Below are 17765 nucleotides of genomic sequence, written 5' to 3' on the forward strand. Positions count from 1 at the left end.
AGCGGCATCATTCATCGCAAATGATCACCCTCTTCGGCATCCCCAATTGCGACACCGTCAAACGCGCCAGAGCCTGGCTGGCCGACGAAGGCCTTGCCTACCGCTTTCACGATTTCAAGAAGGACGGCGTGCCTGAAGTGTTGCTGGACCAGTGGCTCGACGATCCAGGATGGGAGACGCTGGTCAACCGTCGCGGCACCACTTGGCGACGGCTGGACGACGCGGCTCGCGCTTTGGTAGTCGATGCGGCGTCGGCCAAGGCGGTACTGCTTGCGAATCCCAGCCTGATCAAGCGGCCGGTAGTCGCATGGGAAGGCACGAACGGCGCCACCACCGTGGGGTTCGACGCGGGGCAATGGCAGCAAGAAGCATCGCAACTGCCCAAGTAGATTCAATAACGCCAGGTAAAGGCGAACGTGGCCGACCGGCAGGCACTGAACCTGGCGCCGACAATCGCATCCAACAAGTTCAACGCGGGGAAGGCCCTCGCCATCAGGAGTAAAAAAATGGTTATCTCGACTCGCAACATCGCAGTTCTTACCCTGTTGGCGGCGCTCGGCTCGGGCGCACCGCTTGTCTATGCGCAGCCGGCATCGCACGTCGAGCAGGCACGTGTGGTTTCCAGCACCCAGCTCGCAGACGGCGGCTACAACGTCACGTACGAGTATGCTGGCCGCCGCTACACGACGCGTACCGCCATGGCGCCCGGCCGCACGATGCCGATTCAGATCAGCGCGATGGGGGTAACGACCAGCCCGGTGCTGTCATCGCAAATCGAACCGGCGGAAAGCGGTCAGCGCGCAAGTGATCCTGCTGCCTGGCAGAACGTGACGCCGGAGCCAGGCGTCGTTGTGTCCGGTAGTGGCGCCGCTCCCGTGTATCAGACGGCCTACCCGGCTCCGGTTTACGTGCAACCCGGATATGCCGCCGCTTATCCTGCCCCGGTGTACGTACAGCCCGGCTACGCATACCCACAGCCGTACTACGCATCACCGATCGGCCTTTCGCTCAACCTCGGCTATTCACGAGGCTGGGGCGGCGGCGGCGGGGGATGGCATCACGGGGGTTGGCGTTGAGGTTTCAGAAGGTAACGTCTCGGGCGTTTGCTGTAGGACGCACACTAAGAAAGGTGTAGGAAAAAACACTACGCGTTACACAGTTTTGGCTTAGAAATGCATAACGGTTCTTAAAATCCGTTTGTTTTTCACCAAAAAGTTGACGAATACATGAGAGAACTTCAATGCCTCGAGGCGCCGTTCGAGGCAAAGAGTGGGCCCAGTCAGTCACTTCATCAGGGGACCGTTACGCTGGCTCCGCCGGCTTCGCCCATCGATGAAATCAAGGACATTGCCGCGATTGCGGCAGTTTCTGCGGGCGCTGCTGCGTTGTTGACGGCTTGCGGCGGCGGGGGTGGAGGCGGCGGCGGCAGCTTTGCCGGTCTGGCCGCCCCCAGCACGACAACGAAAACCGCGGATGCCGCCCAACCCACCATGGGTGTCGCGATTCCCGACTCGCCGATCGTCGCAGGTGCAGCGACCACCACGTACACCACACCCGCAAATAACAAAGATGCGGCGCGTTTCCTCTCGCAGGCTTCGCCGGGCGCCACCAAGGCGCAGATCACCGCGATGCAGGCGATGAGCTATTCGGCCTGGATCGATGCACAGTTCGCCCTGCCCCGCAGCCAGACGCACGTCGACTGGCTGTCGGGCCAGGGATACGGGTCGGCCACCTACCTCGGACAAGTCAACGGCCTCGACAACACGGTGTGGCGCAAGTTCATTTCGAGCCCAGACCTGCTGCGCCAGCGCATGGTGATGGCCCTCACTGAAATCTTCGTCGTGTCGATCGATGGGTTCAACGCTTACTACCCTCAGTTTTCGGTCGGCTACTTCCTGGACGTGCTGGAGAGCAATGCCTTCGGTAACTATCGCAACCTGCTGCTGGAAGTGAGCCGCACCACGGCCATGGGCACGTACCTGACGTTTGTCGGCAATCAGCTGGCGAACCCGACCACCGGCAGCCAGCCAGACGAGAACTACGCGCGTGAAATCATGCAGCTGTTCACCATCGGGTTGTACAAGCTGAACAACGATGGTTCGCAGGTGCTGGTCAACGACGCACCGGTCGAAACCTACACGCAAGCCGACGTCAGCGGACTGGCTCGAGTGTTTACTGGCTGGTACGACGACACCAGCGGCGGCCAGCAAACGCCGTCTGCCTACACCCGGCCAATGGTTCAGCTGAGCGCGCTTTACGAAGAAGGTGCCAAGACATTCCTCGGCACGACCATCCCGGCCGGCCCCAAGACCCAGGCCGGCGCCATCGACAGCCTTACCCGTGCGATCGACACGCTTTTCAATCACCCGAACATGCCGCCGTTCGTGTGTCGCCAGCTCATTCAGCGTCTGGTCACGAGCAACCCGAGCCCAGCCTATGTGAACCGCGTCGCCAATGCCTTCATCAACAACGGCAGCGGCGTTCGCGGCGACATGAAGGCGGTGATTCGTCAGATCCTCCTGGACGACGAGGCACGCAATCCGTTCATCAGTACGACGATCGCGTTCGGCAAGCTGCGCGAGCCGGTCGTGCGATTCCTGAATTGGGCGCGAGGCTGGGCCGCAACTTCGGCGAGCGGAGCGTGGAACATCGGCGACCTGTCGAGCGCGGCCGACGGCCTCGGCCAGAGCCCGATGCATTCGCCATCCGTCTTCAACTTTTTCAGGCCGGGCTACGTGCCGACCAACAGCGACCTCGGCAAATACAACCTCAACGGGCCGGAGTTTCAAATCACCAACGAGTCGACGGTGTCGGGCTACGTCAACTTCATGCAGAGCGCGGTGTCTGGTCAGATCCTCACTGACCTCAAACCCAACTACGGCACGCTGACCGCCATTGCCGCCAATTCAGGGGCGTTGCTCGACGAAATCAACCTGGTGCTGGCGGGCGGCGAGCTGTCTGCTGCCACGCTGGCCACGCTCAAGGCTGCCGTCGACACGATCTCGGCCGACAACGACACCGGCAAGCTGAACCGCGTCTATGCCGCCCTCACGCTCGTGCTGGCCTCCCCCGAATACATCGTCCAGAAATAACGCGCCGCATGACAGATTCTTCTTTTCGCTCCGGCCGGCCTCCTTCGTCGGCTCACTTCCCTGGCGTCCAGCCCGACAACGCATCGCGCCGTGAATTTTTGCGTCGCACCGGCGCGCTGTCGCTCGCGGCGTCGGCCACGCCATGGGCGCTCAGCCTGGCTGCCATGGGCGAGGCGGCAGCCGCCACGGCAAGCGACTACAAGGCACTCGTCTGCATTTTTCTGTATGGCGGTAACGACTACGCCAACACACTGGTCGCCTACGATCAGGCCACCTACAACACCTACAACAGCCTGCGCAGCAACATCGCGATCGGCCGTGATTTGTTGGCGCCGACCGTGCTCACGCCAGCGACCGCGTTGCCTGGCAGCCGCCAGTACGCACTGGCGCCGACGCTCGCTCCGCTGCTGCCGATCTTCAACACAGGTGCCCTGTCGATCGCGCTCAACGTAGGCACGCTGGTGCAGCCGACGACCAAGGCGCAGTACAACGCGCGCTCGGTTCCGCTGCCACCCAAGCTCTTCTCGCACAACGATCAATCCTCGTACTGGCAGGCCTCGGCGCCCGAGGGTGCATCGTCGGGTTGGGGCGGGCGCATGGGCGACCTGCTGGCCGGCGGCAACGGCAACGCGACCTTCACCTGCGTGTCGGTGGCTGGCAACGCGGTCTACCTGTCGGGCAGCCAGGTGTCGCAATACCAGGTGGCTTCGAGCGGACCAGTCTCGGTCGCTGGCATCAAGTCGGCGATGTTCGGATCAGCCGCTTGCTCGACCGCGCTCAACGGTTTGATGATGAACACGCGTACCCAGTTGCTGGAGAACAGCTACGCCGCGGTGTCGCGTCGCGCGCTCACCGCGAACGACCAACTCAGCAGCGCACTCGCCGGCGCCAATGTCGCGACGACTTTTCCGACAGGCAACTCGCTGGCCGATCAGTTGAAGCTCGTCGCCAAAATGATTTCCGTCAGCAGCACGCTCGGCGCTAAGCGGCAGGTGTTCTTCGTCTCGATGGGGGGCTTCGACAACCACGATGGCCTGGGCGGTGCCGGTGGCACGCACGCCTTGCTGCTCGCGGGTGTGGCCAACGCCATGTCGGCCTTCTACCAGGCGACAAAAGACCTGGGTGTCTCGCAGCAAGTCACGACGTTCACCGCGTCGGACTTCGGCCGCACGCTCAACAGCAACTCGAGCGGCTCCGACCACGGCTGGGGCGGAGTGCAGTTCGTCATGGGCGATGCCGTCAAGGGCAAGTCGTTTATCGGCGCCGCGCCCACGCTGGCCAACGACGGGCCCGACGACGTGGGGCAAGGTCGGCTGGTGCCGACCACCGGCGTCGACCAGTTCGGAGCCACGCTGGCCAACTGGTTCGGCGTGTCGCCAAGCGACCAGATTTCTGTGCTGCCCAACCTGAAGAACTACAGCACGCGCAACCTCGGCTTCATGGGGTGATGTGAATCGTCAGGCGCTGCGGCAACTAAAATCGCGGCCCCTGAAAAGCGAGTTCGCAATGACCACTGAAACCTTCGCAGACGTGACCGTCACCACCAAGGCCAACGTCTACTTCGACGGCAAATGCGTGAGCCACGGCTTCACCCAGGCCGACGGCACCAAGAAGTCGATCGGCGTAATCCTGCCGTCGACCCTCACCTTCAGTACCGGCGCGCCGGAGATCATGGAGGGGGTGAGCGGCACTTGCGAATACCAGCTGGCCGGCACGACCGAGTGGAAGAAATCGGGCGCCGGCGAAAAATTCAGCGTGCCCGGCAATGCGTCGTTCCAGATCCGCGTGACCGGCGAGCCGTACAGCTACATCTGCCACTTCGGCTGAGCCGCCGGCCGAGGACTTGAGGGCTGCGACGGGTCAGTCGCCGCCGCCTCCACCGCACCCGCCGCCGCAGCCCGATCCGCTGTCTCCGGACGAGCCTCCGTCGCTCGACGATCCGCCATCGCCGCTGCCACTGCTCGTCGACTCGCTGCCGCCGAAGCCACCGGCATCACCCGAGCCGCTGTCGGAGCTGCTGAAGTCGCTGCCGCATTGAGTGGTCGAACCGTCGTGGCGTGCCGTCGCCTTGCAGTCGGGCACGTAGGTGAAGCCGCCAGCCACGCCGTACTTGGCGTCGAGCGCGAAGAGCAGCGGTAACCGGCTCGGCTTGCGCGGGTCGATGCTCTCTTCCTTGCAGGCTCAGTATCAGCTGCGGCGCAGCCCGTCGTTGCGGCGCGCGTCGCGACCCAGCACTTCGGCCGGACTGTGGTGCTGCATGCCGCCGAACGCCGCCTCGCACCAGCGCTGGTAGCCCTGCGTGTGCAGGATGAACTCGTGCCACGCCGCATCGACCAGCTTCGATGGCATCGCGACAAACTTTTTGTCGCTGCGCAAATGCGCCATGAAGAACTGACGCAGGCCGCGCAGCACCAGCTCGGCATCTCTTTGGCCCATCGATGGATAAGCCTGGATGAGCTTGCCGACCAGGAACCGCGGCAGCTCCGCTTCACGTACGAACTGGCGGCGCAAGCTGGTTTCCCGCGCCTTGAGCGCCTGTGCCAGCAGCAAGCACAACATGACCACGGCGATGAGCGTGCCGAATTGACGACTCAGCACAAAAAGCGACAGCACCGCGATCACCCACAGGCCGCGGCGCGCCCACATCAAGCCAGTGATGCGGTGCCGAAAATTCGGGTGCAGCAGGTCGACGACCGCCTCGGCAACGAGCGTCGATGCACCGCGCCCTGGTCGCACGGCACGCATGCTCAGACCACGACCGGCTCGGGCTCCAGCCGGATCCCGAAACGCTCGTACACGCTGGTCTGTATGGCCTTGGCCAACGTCATCACCTCACCGCCCGTCACCGGGTCGGCATTGCCGCCGCGGTTCACCAGCACCAGCGCCTGGCGCTCGTACACGCCGGCGTTGCCAACCGATTTACCCTTCCAGCCGCAGGCGTCGATGAGCCAGCCGGCCGCCAGCTTGATGCTGCCGTCGTCCATCGGGTAGTGCACGATCTTGGGGTCGCGCGCGATGATGTCGGCGCACTGCTCGGGCGTGACTGTCGGGTTCTTGAAGAAGCTGCCGGCATTGCCGAGCACCCGCCAGTCGGGCAACTTGGCACGACGGATCGCGACGATCCAGTCGAAGATTTGCATGGCGGTCGGCTCGATGTTGGCTGCCTCGGCCATCTTCTTTTCAAGATCGACGTAGCCGAGCACCGGCTTCCACGGCCGTGGCAAGCGAAAGCGCACACGGGTGATCAGTGCACGGCCCGCCAACCCGAAGTCGTTGGGGCCGGCCGGCACGTGCTTGAAGACCGAATCGCGATAGCCGAAAGCGCACCGCGCGGCATCGAGCGTGAAGGTGCGGCCGGTGTTGATGTCGATCGCATCGAGCGATTCGAAGCGGTCTTGCAGCTCGACGCCATAGGCGCCGATGTTCTGCACCGGCGCACCGCCGACCGTGCCGGGAATGAGCGCCAGGTTTTCCAACCCCGGAAAGCCGTTTTCCACTGTCCAGCGAACCACCTCGTGCCAGTTTTCCCCAGCGCCCGCCTCGACGATCCATGCGCGCGGCGTTTCTTCGACCAGCCGCAAACCCTTGATCTCGACCTTCAGCACCAGCTGCTTGACGTCGCCGGTGAGCACGATGTTGCTGCCGCCACCAAGCACGAAGCGCGACGCATCGCGCCACTCGGCATCGTCGCGCAGTGCCTGCACATCCGCCTCGCCAGTGATGCGTGCAAGATGATGCGCGCGCGCGACGATGCCAAAGCTGTTGTAAGGCTGCAGGGGGACGTTGGACTCCACGATCATGGGAGAATTGTCGCACTCAGTCCCCCAGAATCAGGAACGTCCATGCCGTCTTTCGACACCGTCTGCGAACCCAACTTGCCCGAGGTCAAAAACGCCGTCGAGAACACCGCCAAAGAAATCGGCACCCGCTTCGACTTCAAGGGCACGGCCGCTGCGGTCGAGCTCAAGGACAAGGAAATCACCATGATCGGCGACGCTGAATTCCAGCTCGTGCAGGTCGAAGACATCCTTCGCGCCAAGCTCACCAAGCGCAGCGTCGACGTGCGCTTTCTCGACAAGGGCGACGTGCAGAAGATCGGCGGCGACAAGGTCAAGCAGGTCATCAAGGTCAAGAGCGGCATCGAGAGCGAGCAGGCCAAGAAGATCACGCGCCTGTTGAAAGACAGCAAGATGAAAGTCACCTCCGCCATTCAGGGCGATGCGGTGCGCGTGACCGGCGCCAAGCGCGACGATCTGCAGGCGGCCATGGCACTCATCAAGAAGGACGTGCCTGACATGCCGCTGTCGTTCAACAACTTCAGGGATTGACGTGTTCGGCCTGCGGCTCGCAGCGGCGTTGATGCTCGCGAGTGCTTCCGTGCTCGCGCAGGCCGAAACCTCGGTGATGCTCACCGGCACCATAGGCAGCCGGGCCATCCTGATCGTCAACGGAGGCGCACCCAAGACTGTTGCCGTCGGCGAGACCTTCCAGGGCGTGAAGCTGGTCGCGCTGCAGGCCGAACAGGCCACCGTCGAGTCAGGCGGCAAGCGCATTGCCTTGCGGATGGACACGCCCGCAAGCATCGGAGGCGGCGGCCCGAGCGGCGGTGGCAACCGCATCGTGCTGCCGGCCGACAGCCGCGGCCACTTCATGACGCAGGGCACCATCAACGGTCGCACGGTCAACTTCATGCTGGACACCGGCGCCACCACGGTTGCGTTGTCGGCCGCCGATGCCACGCGCATCGGGCTCGACTACAGCAAGGGCACGCCAGTGCGCGTCAGCACGGCCAACGGTGTGGCGGCGGGCTACCGGCTGCGACTCAATTCCGTGCGAGTCGGGGATGTCGAGGTGTACGACGTCGACGCCATCGTGTCGGAGCAGTCGATGCCATTCATCCTGCTCGGCAACAGCTTCATCAACCGCTTCTCGATGCGGCGGGACGCCGATCAGATGGTGCTGGATAAACGTTTCTGAAGCGATGCTGAAGCGCCTGCTAAGGCGCGCGCTCAGAGCTGCGCAGCGGTGACGACGATCTCGATCTTGTAGGCCGCATTCGCCATCTTGGCCTGCACCGTGGCGCGCGGCGGCGTGTGGCCTGCCGGAATCCATGCGTCCCAGATCTCGTTCATCACCGTGATGTCTGCAATGTCATTCAAGAAAATTTGGGCCATCAGGATGCGCGACTTGTCGCTACCCGCTTCCGCAAGCAATCGCTCAACCATGCCGAGCACTTCAGCAGTCTGGCCACGCATGTCCAGCGTGGTGTCGTCCGGCACCTGGCCCGCGAGGTACACGGTGCCGTTGTGCACGGCGGTTTCGGACAAGCGTGGGCCGACGTGGAAGCGGGTGATTTCGGGCATGGTCAGACTTTCTTTTTGGAGCCGAGCTTCGACTCGGTGCCGGCAACGAGCCGACGGATATTTTCACGGTGCCGCCAGAACAGCAACAAGCTCATGAGGATGAGCGCGACCAGTACGGTGCGATGCAAGGGCCAGGCGATGTTGCCGCCGATCAGGTAGTAGGACGGTGCGAAGAACGCAGCCGCCAGCGAGGCCAGCGACGAGTACCGAAAAAACAGCGCGATGATGACCCAGGTCGCGCACGTCGCGAGCCCCAACAAAGGCGCTATGCCAACGATCACACCGATCGCTGTAGCAACACCCTTGCCGCCCTTGAACGAGAAGAACACCGGATACAAATGGCCGAGAAACGCTGCGAGCCCGGCCACCGCGGCGATGCCTTCGACGCCCGGACCCACGCCCCATTCCGCGCCGAAGTGCCGGATCAAAAAAACCGGTAACCAGCCCTTCGCTGCGTCCAGCATCAAGGTCACCAGCGCCGCCGTTTTGTTACCCGAGCGCAGCACGTTGGTGGCGCCCGGATTGCCGCTGCCGTAACTGCGCGGATCCGCCATGCCAAAGGCCTTGCTCACGATCACCGCGAACGACAGCGAGCCGATCAGGTAGGCCGCGACGATGGCAATGATTGCGGCGGCAGGGAATGGCAGATATGAACTCAACGCAGGCTCTGGCCTCGACAAAAAAGGTCGCTCATTCTGCCAGCGCGCATTGCACCGGTCGGGCAGCGAGCAAGTCGATGCACGCCTTGGGAGTGATGCCCACCAGAGCCCGTCGCCGACCGCCGTCGATGATGAATCACATCGCCGGGTCGCGAATATCCCAGCGAATCTTGTCGATCTCGGCCAGCACCTCGGGCGACAACGTGGTGCCCCACGCATCCAGGTCTTCTTCGAGTTGCGCCACCGTCGTCACGCCGATGATGGTGCTGGCAACCTGCCATTTGGTGTAGCAGAAGGCGAGTGCCAGCTGCGTCGGCGTCATGCCGTTGTCGCGCGCGAGGCGGTTGTAGGCACGCGAGGCGCGCAATGCATCGGGGCGGCCCCAGCGTTGCTTGCGTACCGACTCGTAGCCCGAGATGCGCCCCCTGGGTGCATCGGGGCCTTCGGTGCCGCTCTCGTCGTACTTGCCGGTCAACAGGCCGAAAGCCAGCGGCGAATAGGCCAGCAACGACACGTCTAGCCGATGCATGGTTTCGTCCAGCCCGTTCTCCAGTGCGCGGCTGATCAGGCTGTACACGTTCTGCACCGTCGCGATGCGCGGCAGCGAATGCTGCTCGGCGAGACGGACAAATTCGTGCACGCCGTACGGCGTCTCGTTCGACAAGCCGATGTAGCGGACCTTGCCCTCCTTCACCAGACCGCCAAGCGCTTCGAGCTGCTCGTGAATCGAAGTCTGCGTACGCTCCTTGGTCGGGTCGAAATAGATCTGTCCGAACAACGGCGTGTTGCGCTCGGGCCAGTGGATTTGATAGAGATCGATCACGTCGGTCTGCATGCGCTTCAGGCTGGCATTGCACGACGCCACGATGTCGGCCGCCGCCATGCCGGTGCCTTCACGCACCCACGGCATGCCGCGCGACGGGCCGGCCACCTTGGTCGCCAGCGTGAGCTTTTGCCGCGCGCCGGGGTTGGCAGCAAACCAGCGACCGATGATGCTTTCGGTCACGCTGTAGGTCTCTTGCCGCGTCGGCACCGAATACATTTCGGCGGTATCGATGAAATCGATGCCGCGCTCGAGCGAACGGCTCAGCACGGCATGCGAAGTGGGCTCGTCGACCTGCTCACCGAAGGTCATGGTGCCGAGGCAGATCGGCGTGACGCGCAGATCGCTCTGGCCCAGCCTGACTTTTTCGAATGGGATGTTTTTCATGGCCGGAATGCTACCGCCGCCAGCGCTGTCGCGTGCAGGCCCGCGTTGGGGCTCGTGTGCGACAGCGCAGCGCCCGGTGCCTGCATATCATCGAGGGCATGTACCAAGCCCTCCGCGTCTCCCGCAGCGAATTCGTGCCCGTGCGAAACCTCGATTACCACGTGCGGCTCTGGGGCCAGCCATCGGCCACCCGGCCTCCGCTGGTGCTGCTGCACGGCTGGATGGACGTCGGCGCTTCATGGCAGTTCGTGGTCGATGCGCTGGCCGAGGAGCGCTTCGTTATCGCACCCGACTGGCGCGGCTTCGGCCTGACCGAAGGTGGCGGCGTCGACAACTACTGGATGCCAGATTACCTGGCCGATCTGGACTGGCTGCTCGACCATTACGTGGGTCAGGCAGGGGCCCCGGAGAGCGTGGCGGTCGACCTGGTCGGGCACAGCATGGGCGGCAACGTCGCGATGCACTACGCCGGCGTGCGGCCGCAGCGCATCCGCCGGCTCGTCAACCTCGAGGGCTTCGGCATGCCCGGCCTGGCGCCGAGCGAAGCGCCGCAGCGCTATGGCAAATGGATCGATGAACTCAAGCGCCTGCACCGCGGCGAAATGGCGCTGGCCGCCTACCCGGCCGCCGACGGCGTGGCGCGCCGCCTGATGAAGACCAACCCGAAGTTGACCCAGGACAAAGCGGACTGGCTGGCGAGTCACTGGGCCGGCACCAGCCTCAACGCCGATGGCAACGAGCGCTGGGAAATCCTGGGCGATGCAGCGCACAAGATCATCAACGCGCACATATTTCGGGTCGACGAGGTGCTCGCCTTGTACGCCTGCATCACCGCACCGCTGCTGGCGGTCGAGGCGGCCGACGACAGCCTGAGCAAATGGTGGAAGGGCCGCTATTCATTGGATGAGTACCACGCGCGCTTGAAGTCGGTCAAAGACGCACGGGTTGCGCGCATCGAGGATGCCGGTCATATGCTGCATCACGATCGGCCGGCACGCGTGGCCGAGTTGATCCAGGATTTTCTTGCAGGCTGACAGCCGCCTGGGCCAGTCCGCGCGCATCCCTCGTACCGCGTGAGCGCAGCCGCGAACGCGCGGCTTTTTCCGACAGCGCCAGACGCCCTGGTCGGGCAGACTCCTACGGCTTTGCCCACCCGCCCTCCGACCCATCTCCCATGAAAAGCCCCCGCGCGATCGATCAGCAATCCTTTCAGCGCGCGCTGAGTCGCAACGTCAAGCTGCCCCTTGCCGCAGGGCTGGCAGGCGCGGTCATGTTCGTGGCCTTGATCCTCTATCTTTTGTCGGTGATCGGTTGGGTCGAGCACACCGACCAGGTCACCCGGAGCGCGACCGAGGCGCAGCGCCTCACCGTCGATCTCGAATCGGGCATGCGGGGCTTCCTCATCACCGGAGAGCCAAGTTTTCTCCAACCCTACGACGCCGCCCAATCACGCATCGGCCCCGAGTTGGCCGCACTGCGGCTGCTGGTGTCCGACAACGCGCAGCAGGTGTCGCGCGTCGACCGCATAGCGGCCACACAAAAGAGCTGGGATGCCTACGCATCCGAGCTGATCGCGTTGCGGCGCGCCGGCCAGGACTACCGCACGGCCGTGACGGCCGGCCGTGGCAAATCACTGAGCGATGCCATGCGAGCCGAGTACGGCGCCTTCATTTCCACCGAACAGGCTTTGCGTTTTCAGCGCAACAACGAAGCGCACAACACCAGCATTGCAGTGGTGGTGGCGTATGTGCTGTTCAGCCTGATCTTCACCGGTTTTCTAGCGTACTTCGGACGCCGTCAGCTTACAGAGCTGTCAGCCAACTACGGCGCCGCGCTCGGCGAACAAGCCGCGCACGCAGAAGTGCTGCAACAGCAGGCATGGCTGCGCAGTTCGCAGACAGAATTGGCGGCCGAAATTGTCGGCCAGCTCAGCGCGCAGGAGCTCGGTCGCAAGGCGCTCGCGTTCTTCGCGCGACAGCTCGGCAGCACCGTCGGTGCGCTCTATGTGCGCGAGCCGAACGGCGAGCTTCGCCGTGCCTCGAGCTACGGTTTTTCGGCCGAGGCCGAGGCCAGCTCGCAGACCTTCTCGTCGACCGAAAGCCTGCTCGGACAGGTTGCCACCGAGCGCCGCACGATGCTGGTCGAACCAGTGACGGCCGACTACCTGAAGGTGAATACCGGCCTGGGCGCCATGTCGCCGCGCGCCGCACTGTTGCTGCCGATTGCCAACGATGGGTTCGTCAACGGTGTGCTCGAACTTGGCCTGATGACCAAGCCCGACGCGCGTGCATCTGCGCTGCTCGACTCGGTGTCGGGCACCCTTGGCAGCGCCGTGGCCGCCGCGCGCTATCGCGAGCAGCTGCAAGACGTACTGGCCGAAACGCAGCAACTCAACGAGGAGCTGCAAGTCCAGCAGGAAGAGTTGCGCACCGCCAACGAAGAGCTGGAAGAGCAATCGCGCGTGCTACGCCAATCGCAGGCCACGCTTGAAAACCAGCAGGCCGAGCTAGAGCAAACCAACAGCCAGTTGTCGGAGCGAACCGAGGCACTCGACCAGCGCAATCTGGCTCTGCGCCGCGTGCAACGCGACCTGAACGAACGGGCCGAAGAACTGCAGCGCGCCAGTCGCTACAAGTCGGAATTTCTGGCGAACATGTCGCACGAGCTGCGCACGCCGCTCAACAGCGCGCTCATCCTCGCCAAGCTGCTGGGCGACAACCCGAAGGGCAACCTCAGTGCCGAGCAGGTCAAGTTCGCCGAATCGATCTACGCCTCGGGCAACGACCTGCTGCTGTTGATCAACGACATCCTGGACATCGCCAAGGTCGAGGCCGGCAAGATGGAACTGGTGGCCGAAGACGTGCCGGTGTCCCGCCTGACCGACAGCCTCGCGATGACTTTCACGCCGCTCGCCAAGCAGAAAAGTCTGGGCTTCCGGCTCGACCTGCAGCCGGGCGCGCCGACGAGCCTCAACACCGACCGCCAGCGGCTCGAGCAGATCCTCAAGAACCTGTTGTCGAACGCGCTCAAGTTCACCGAACGCGGCGAGGTGGTGCTGGGTGTTTCGGCTGCAACCGAGGGTGGCGTGGCGTTCTCCGTGAGCGACTCGGGCATCGGCATCCAGGCCGATCAGCAGGAGGTGGTCTTCGAAGCTTTTCGCCAGGCAGACGGCACCACCAGCAGGCGCTATGGCGGCACCGGCTTGGGCCTGTCGATTTCGCGTGACCTGACGCATCTGCTGGGTGGCACGCTCGAAGTGGAGAGCGAGCCGGGTCATGGAAGCACGTTCACGCTACGGTTGCCCGCCGCATTGCCGTCGGAGCCGGCGGAATTGCCGGTGCGTAGCGCGCATTCGGGCGCCGGGCAGGTGCTTGCCTCCGCACCTTCACCTTCACCTTCACCTTCACCTTCACTCTCACGTACGCGGGCAGCCAAGTCCACGGCGCGGGCGATGTCGACGCCGCTCACTCCCGGCCCCGCTGCGCCACCCCGCCCCGTACTGCCCACCTTCGCAGACGATCGCGCCTTGCCGCGTGACAAGGCACGCCGCGTGCTCGTGATCGAAGACGAGCCGCAGTTCGCGCACATCCTCTACGACCTGGCGCACGAGCTCGGCTACAGCTGCCTGGTGGCGCACGGCGCGGCCGATGGCTTCGCCCTCGCGACTCAGTTCGTGCCCGACGCCATCCTGCTCGACATGCGGCTGCCCGACAGCAGCGGCCTCAACGTGCTGCAGCACCTCAAGGACGATCCGCAGACGCGGCACATCCCGGTCCATGTGGTGTCGGCGCAAGACCAGTCGGAAGCCGCGCTGCACATGGGCGCAATCGGCTACGCGTTGAAGCCCACTTCGCGCGACCAGCTCAAGCAGGTGTTCAAGAAGATCGAAGACAAGCTGTCGCAAAAGGTCAAGCAGGTGCTGCTGGTGGAAGACGACGCACTGCAGCGCGAAAGCGTAATCAAGCTCATCGGCGACGACGACGCGGCGATCACTGCGGTCGCGTCCGGCGAAGAGGCGATGAAGCTGCTGCGCAACCGCGTGTTCGACTGCATGATCACCGACCTTCGCTTGCCCGATATGCAAGGCAGCGAGTTGCTCAAGCGCATGGCGACCGAGGAGATCTCGTCGTTTCCGCCGGTCATCGTCTACACCGGGCGCAACCTCACGCGCGACGAAGAAGCCGAGCTGCTGCGCTACTCGCGCTCCATCATCATCAAGGGTGCGCGCTCGCCGGAGCGGCTGCTCGACGAAGTCACGCTGTTTTTGCACAAGGTTGAATCGGAGCTGTCGAGCGAAAGGCAAACGATGCTCAAGACCGCCCGCGGCCGCGACCGCGTTTTCGAAGGCCGCCGCATCCTGCTGGTCGATGACGACGTGCGAAACATCTTCGCCCTGACCAGCGCACTGGAGCAACGCGGCGCCATCGTTGAGATAGGACGCAACGGCCTTGAAGCGCTCGCCAAGCTCGACAGCGTGCCCGACATCGACCTCGTGCTGATGGACGTGATGATGCCGGAGATGGACGGCCTCGAGGCCACACGGCGGATTCGCCAGGACAAGCGTTTCGACAATCTGCCGGTGATCGCCGTCACGGCCAAGGCGATGAAAGACGACCAGGAACAATGCCTGGCTGCAGGTGCCAACGACTACCTTGCAAAGCCCGTCGACCTCGATCGGCTCTTCTCGCTGTTGCGCGTGTGGATGCCCAAGATGGAACGGCTATGACCTCATCGACTCCAGCGTCCACTCCTCCGGCCCTGGTTCCACCGGGCAACGACGAGATCGACCTGCGCCTGCTGATGGAGGCGATCTACCTCAAGTACAGCTATGACTTTCGCGACTACACCGGCGCCTCGCAAAAGCGCCGCGTGACGTATGCGCTGACGCAGCTGGGCTTGTCCTCGGTTTCCGCGCTGCAGGAGCAGGTGCTGCGCGAGCCCACCATCTTCACGCGGCTGCTGCAGTACCTCACCATTCCGGTCAGCGAAATGTTTCGCGACCCGAGCTACTTTCTGGCACTGCGGCGGCAGGTGGTTCCGGTGCTGCACACCTACCCTTCCATCAAGGTGTGGGTCGCCGGGTGCAGCACCGGCGAAGAGGTGTATTCGCTCGCCATCCTGCTGCGTGAAGAGGGCCTGCTCGACCGCAGCCGGATCTATGCGACCGACATCAACTTCGCCTCTCTCGACAAGGCGCGGCAGGGCATCTTCGCGCTCGACACGCTGCAAAAGTACACGGTCAACTACCAACGCGCCGGCGGCACGCGAGCGTTCTCCGACTACTACGTCGCCGCCTACGATGCCGCCAGGTTCGACCCGTCGCTGTGCGCCAACGTCATCTTTGCCGACCACAGCCTGGCCACCGACAGCGTGTTCGCAGAGACCCAGCTGGTGTCGTGCCGCAACGTGTTGATCTACTTCAACCGCCAATTGCAAGACCGCGCGCTCGGTCTCTTCCACGAATCGCTGTGCCATCGCGGCTTTCTCGGCCTGGGCTCGAAGGAGAGCATCGATTTCTCCGGCTATGCGACGCGCTTCGATCCGCTGGTTCGGGCCGAGCGCCTGTTCCGGAAAGCCTCATGACGACACGACGGATCGATGCCGTGGTGATTGGCGCCTCGGCGGGTGGCATCGACGCGCTGCTCAACCTGCTTGTCGGTCTGCCGCAGACATGGCGGCTGCCGATCGTCACGGTGTTGCACTTGCCCGAAGGACGCGAAAGCCGTCTGGCCGAAGTCTTTGCGCCGCGCCTTTCGATTCCGGTCTGCGAGGCCGAAGACAAGCGCCCGCTCGCTCCCGGAACGCTGCACTTCGCGCCGCCGGGCTACCACCTGTCGATCGAGCGGGATCGCTGTTTTTCCTTGAGCTGCGAACCGCCGGTACTTTTCTCCCGCCCCTCGATCGATGTGCTGATGAGTTCGGCGGCCGACGCCTACCAAAGTGCCCTGGCCGGGCTGCTGCTCACCGGCGCCAACGAAGACGGCGCGCGCGGCATGGCGCACATTCATTCTCTCGGCGGTTTCACGGCGGTGCAAGATCCGCTTGAAGCGCATGTGCCGACCATGCCGCTGGCCGCGCTGGCCCGCCACACGCCGGATGCCGTGCTGCCTTTGCTCGGATTGAGCTCGCTACTTCTTCGATTGGACCCCTTGGATTCGCCTCATGCTCACTGACGTCGAAAGCAAACTGCTGATCGTCGACGACCTTCCGGAAAACCTGATGGCGCTCGACGCGCTCGTTCGCGGGCCTCTGCGCACCGTGCACCAGGCGACCTCTGCCGATGCGGCGCTGGCGTTGATGCTCGAGCACGAATTCGCGCTCGCCATTCTCGACGTGCAGATGCCCGGCATGAACGGTTTCGAGCTGGCCGAGATGATGCGTGGCACGGAGCGCACGCGGCACATCCCGATCATCTTCGTCAGTGCCGCGGGCAGCGAACTCAACTACGCCTTCAAGGGCTACGAAAGTGGCGCGGTCGACTTCTTGCAGAAGCCGCTCGATGGTCACGTGGTCATCAGCAAGGTCAACGTCTTCGTCGACCTGCACCGTCACCGCAAGGCACTGAAGCACGAGATGGACGCGCTGGCAGCGGCCCATCATCAGACGGAGCAACTGGTGCAGCAGCTACAGACGGCCCAGTGCGAACTGCAGCGCGCGGTACGCATGCGCGACGACTTCATGTCGATGGTGTCGCACGAACTGCGCACGCCGCTCAACACGCTCTATCTCGAAACACAGGTGCGCAAGCTGCATCTCACCAAAGGCAATCTGGCGCCCTTCGAGCCCGCCAAGCTGCCGGCCATGATCGAGCGCGACCAGCGGCAAATCCAGAACATGGTGCGGTTGATCGACGACATGCTCGACGTCACGCGGCTGCGCAGCGGCGCCCTGTCGATCCAGCCCAAGCCCTTCGATCTGGCGGCGATGGCCGCGCGCGTGGTCGATAGCCTGGGGCAGCAGGTCGAGGCCGCGGGCTCGACCATCACGCTGCACGCCGCCGGGCCGGTGCAAGGCATGTGGGACGAGTTCCGCGTCGAACAGGTGCTGACCAACCTCCTGACCAACGCGCTGCGCTACGGCGGCGGCAAACCGGTGCGGGTGGAGGTCGGTGTCGATGTCGCCAGCGCCGGTTTCGCGGGTGCAGCGCCGCAGGCTTTCATGACGGTGCGTGACGGCGGCATGGGCATTGCAACGGCGGATCAGGAGCGCATCTTCGAACAATTCGAACGCACCGCCGACAGCAAAAAGCACGCCGCTGGTCTCGGCCTGGGGCTCTACATCACACGGCAGATCGTGCGGGCCCACGGTGGCGAAATCAGCGTCGAAAGCCAACCCGGCGCCGGTGCGGTCTTTCGGGTCACTCTGCCTCTGGAGGTGGCCGCCGCCATTTCATGAAGCCGTGAGAAAATACCCGGTTTCCCCGAACACCGTCAGGACACCC

General features: G+C 63.9%; 16 protein-coding genes and 2 pseudogenes. 12 read left to right on the forward strand and 6 right to left on the reverse strand.

The window, feature by feature from the left end; all coding sequences use genetic code 11:
- Positions 1-20: 20 nt before the first annotated feature.
- The 5 genes from RCH10_RS18340 (at position 21) to RCH10_RS18360 (ending at position 4919) form a co-directional block, all read left to right on the forward strand.
- Positions 21-389, forward strand: a complete 369-nt coding sequence (locus RCH10_RS18340) for an ArsC family reductase (protein WP_409053486.1) — start codon at positions 21-23, stop codon at positions 387-389.
- Between the two features lie 117 nt (positions 390-506).
- Positions 507-1076, forward strand: a complete 570-nt coding sequence (locus RCH10_RS18345) for a hypothetical protein (protein ID WP_409053487.1) — start codon at positions 507-509, stop codon at positions 1074-1076.
- Positions 1077-1226: 150 nt separating this feature from the next.
- Positions 1227-3092 carry a DUF1800 family protein gene (locus tag RCH10_RS18350; RefSeq protein ID WP_409053488.1) on the forward strand — a complete coding sequence of 622 codons (1866 nt, stop codon included), beginning with the start codon at positions 1227-1229 and terminating at the stop codon, positions 3090-3092.
- Between the two features lie 8 nt (positions 3093-3100).
- Positions 3101-4540 carry a DUF1501 domain-containing protein gene (locus RCH10_RS18355; RefSeq protein ID WP_409053489.1) on the forward strand — a complete coding sequence of 480 codons (1440 nt, stop codon included), beginning with the start codon at positions 3101-3103 and terminating at the stop codon, positions 4538-4540.
- 58 nt (positions 4541-4598) lie between these two features.
- Positions 4599-4919, forward strand: a complete 321-nt coding sequence (locus tag RCH10_RS18360; protein ID WP_409053490.1) for a pyrimidine/purine nucleoside phosphorylase — start codon at positions 4599-4601, stop codon at positions 4917-4919.
- 33 nt (positions 4920-4952) lie between these two features.
- Here RCH10_RS18360 and RCH10_RS18365 read toward each other — a convergent pair.
- Together RCH10_RS18365 and murB are read right to left on the reverse strand one after the other, a co-directional pair.
- Positions 4953-5738: pseudogene (locus tag RCH10_RS18365) on the reverse strand (glycine-rich domain-containing protein).
- Between the two features lie 101 nt (positions 5739-5839).
- The gene (murB, locus tag RCH10_RS18370; RefSeq protein WP_409053491.1) at positions 5840-6892 is read right to left on the reverse strand and encodes a UDP-N-acetylmuramate dehydrogenase; all 1053 of its coding nucleotides are present in this window, start codon (positions 6890-6892) and stop codon (positions 5840-5842) included.
- A gap of 42 nt (positions 6893-6934) precedes the next feature.
- Between murB and RCH10_RS18375 the strand changes: the two genes are divergently transcribed.
- Together RCH10_RS18375 and RCH10_RS18380 are read left to right on the forward strand one after the other, a co-directional pair.
- On the forward strand, positions 6935-7420 hold the full coding sequence (locus tag RCH10_RS18375) for a YajQ family cyclic di-GMP-binding protein (RefSeq protein ID WP_187054931.1): 486 nt from the start codon (positions 6935-6937) through the stop codon (positions 7418-7420).
- A 31-nt stretch (positions 7421-7451) separates the two neighbouring features.
- Positions 7452-8069: a TIGR02281 family clan AA aspartic protease gene (locus tag RCH10_RS18380; RefSeq protein WP_409053526.1), complete on the forward strand. Its 618-nt coding sequence runs from the start codon at positions 7452-7454 to the stop codon at positions 8067-8069.
- Between the two features lie 32 nt (positions 8070-8101).
- Here RCH10_RS18380 and RCH10_RS18385 read toward each other — a convergent pair whose 3' ends face one another.
- The 4 genes and pseudogenes from RCH10_RS18385 to RCH10_RS18400 form a co-directional block, all read right to left on the reverse strand.
- On the reverse strand, positions 8102-8455 hold the full coding sequence (locus RCH10_RS18385) for a RidA family protein (RefSeq protein ID WP_187050981.1): 354 nt from the start codon (positions 8453-8455) through the stop codon (positions 8102-8104).
- A 2-nt stretch (positions 8456-8457) separates the two neighbouring features.
- Positions 8458-9114: a glycerol-3-phosphate 1-O-acyltransferase PlsY gene (plsY, locus tag RCH10_RS18390; protein ID WP_409053492.1), complete on the reverse strand. Its 657-nt coding sequence runs from the start codon at positions 9112-9114 to the stop codon at positions 8458-8460.
- Between the two features lie 31 nt (positions 9115-9145).
- Positions 9146-9244: pseudogene (locus tag RCH10_RS18395) on the reverse strand (Cys-tRNA(Pro) deacylase); the annotation flags it as partial.
- Between the two features lie 6 nt (positions 9245-9250).
- Positions 9251-10324 carry an aldo/keto reductase gene (locus RCH10_RS18400; protein ID WP_409053493.1) on the reverse strand — a complete coding sequence of 358 codons (1074 nt, stop codon included), beginning with the start codon at positions 10322-10324 and terminating at the stop codon, positions 9251-9253.
- 98 nt (positions 10325-10422) lie between these two features.
- Here RCH10_RS18400 and RCH10_RS18405 point away from each other — a divergent pair, with 98 nt between their 5' ends.
- The 5 genes from RCH10_RS18405 to RCH10_RS18425 all read left to right on the forward strand — a co-directional run bounded on the left by RCH10_RS18405 (position 10423) and on the right by RCH10_RS18425 (position 17719).
- Positions 10423-11358, forward strand: coding sequence for an alpha/beta fold hydrolase (locus tag RCH10_RS18405; protein ID WP_409053494.1), 936 nt, complete (start codon positions 10423-10425; stop codon positions 11356-11358).
- A 140-nt stretch (positions 11359-11498) separates the two neighbouring features.
- Positions 11499-15050, forward strand: a complete 3552-nt coding sequence (locus RCH10_RS18410; protein WP_409053495.1) for a response regulator — start codon at positions 11499-11501, stop codon at positions 15048-15050.
- Positions 15047-15907 carry a CheR family methyltransferase gene (locus tag RCH10_RS18415; RefSeq protein WP_409053496.1) on the forward strand — a complete coding sequence of 287 codons (861 nt, stop codon included), beginning with the start codon at positions 15047-15049 and terminating at the stop codon, positions 15905-15907. The genes RCH10_RS18410 and RCH10_RS18415 overlap by 4 nt, the downstream gene beginning before the upstream one ends.
- Positions 15904-16497 carry a chemotaxis protein CheB gene (locus RCH10_RS18420; protein ID WP_323495290.1) on the forward strand — a complete coding sequence of 198 codons (594 nt, stop codon included), beginning with the start codon at positions 15904-15906 and terminating at the stop codon, positions 16495-16497. Before RCH10_RS18415 ends, RCH10_RS18420 begins: the two co-directional genes overlap by 4 nt.
- Entirely contained in the window at positions 16487-17719 is a 1233-nt protein-coding gene (locus RCH10_RS18425; RefSeq protein WP_409053497.1) for an ATP-binding protein, read from the forward strand. Before RCH10_RS18420 ends, RCH10_RS18425 begins: the two co-directional genes overlap by 11 nt.
- Positions 17720-17765: the final 46 nt, after the last annotated feature.

Source organism: Variovorax sp. GrIS 2.14, assembly GCF_046115955.1.
Taxonomy (GTDB): domain Bacteria; phylum Pseudomonadota; class Gammaproteobacteria; order Burkholderiales; family Burkholderiaceae_C; genus Variovorax.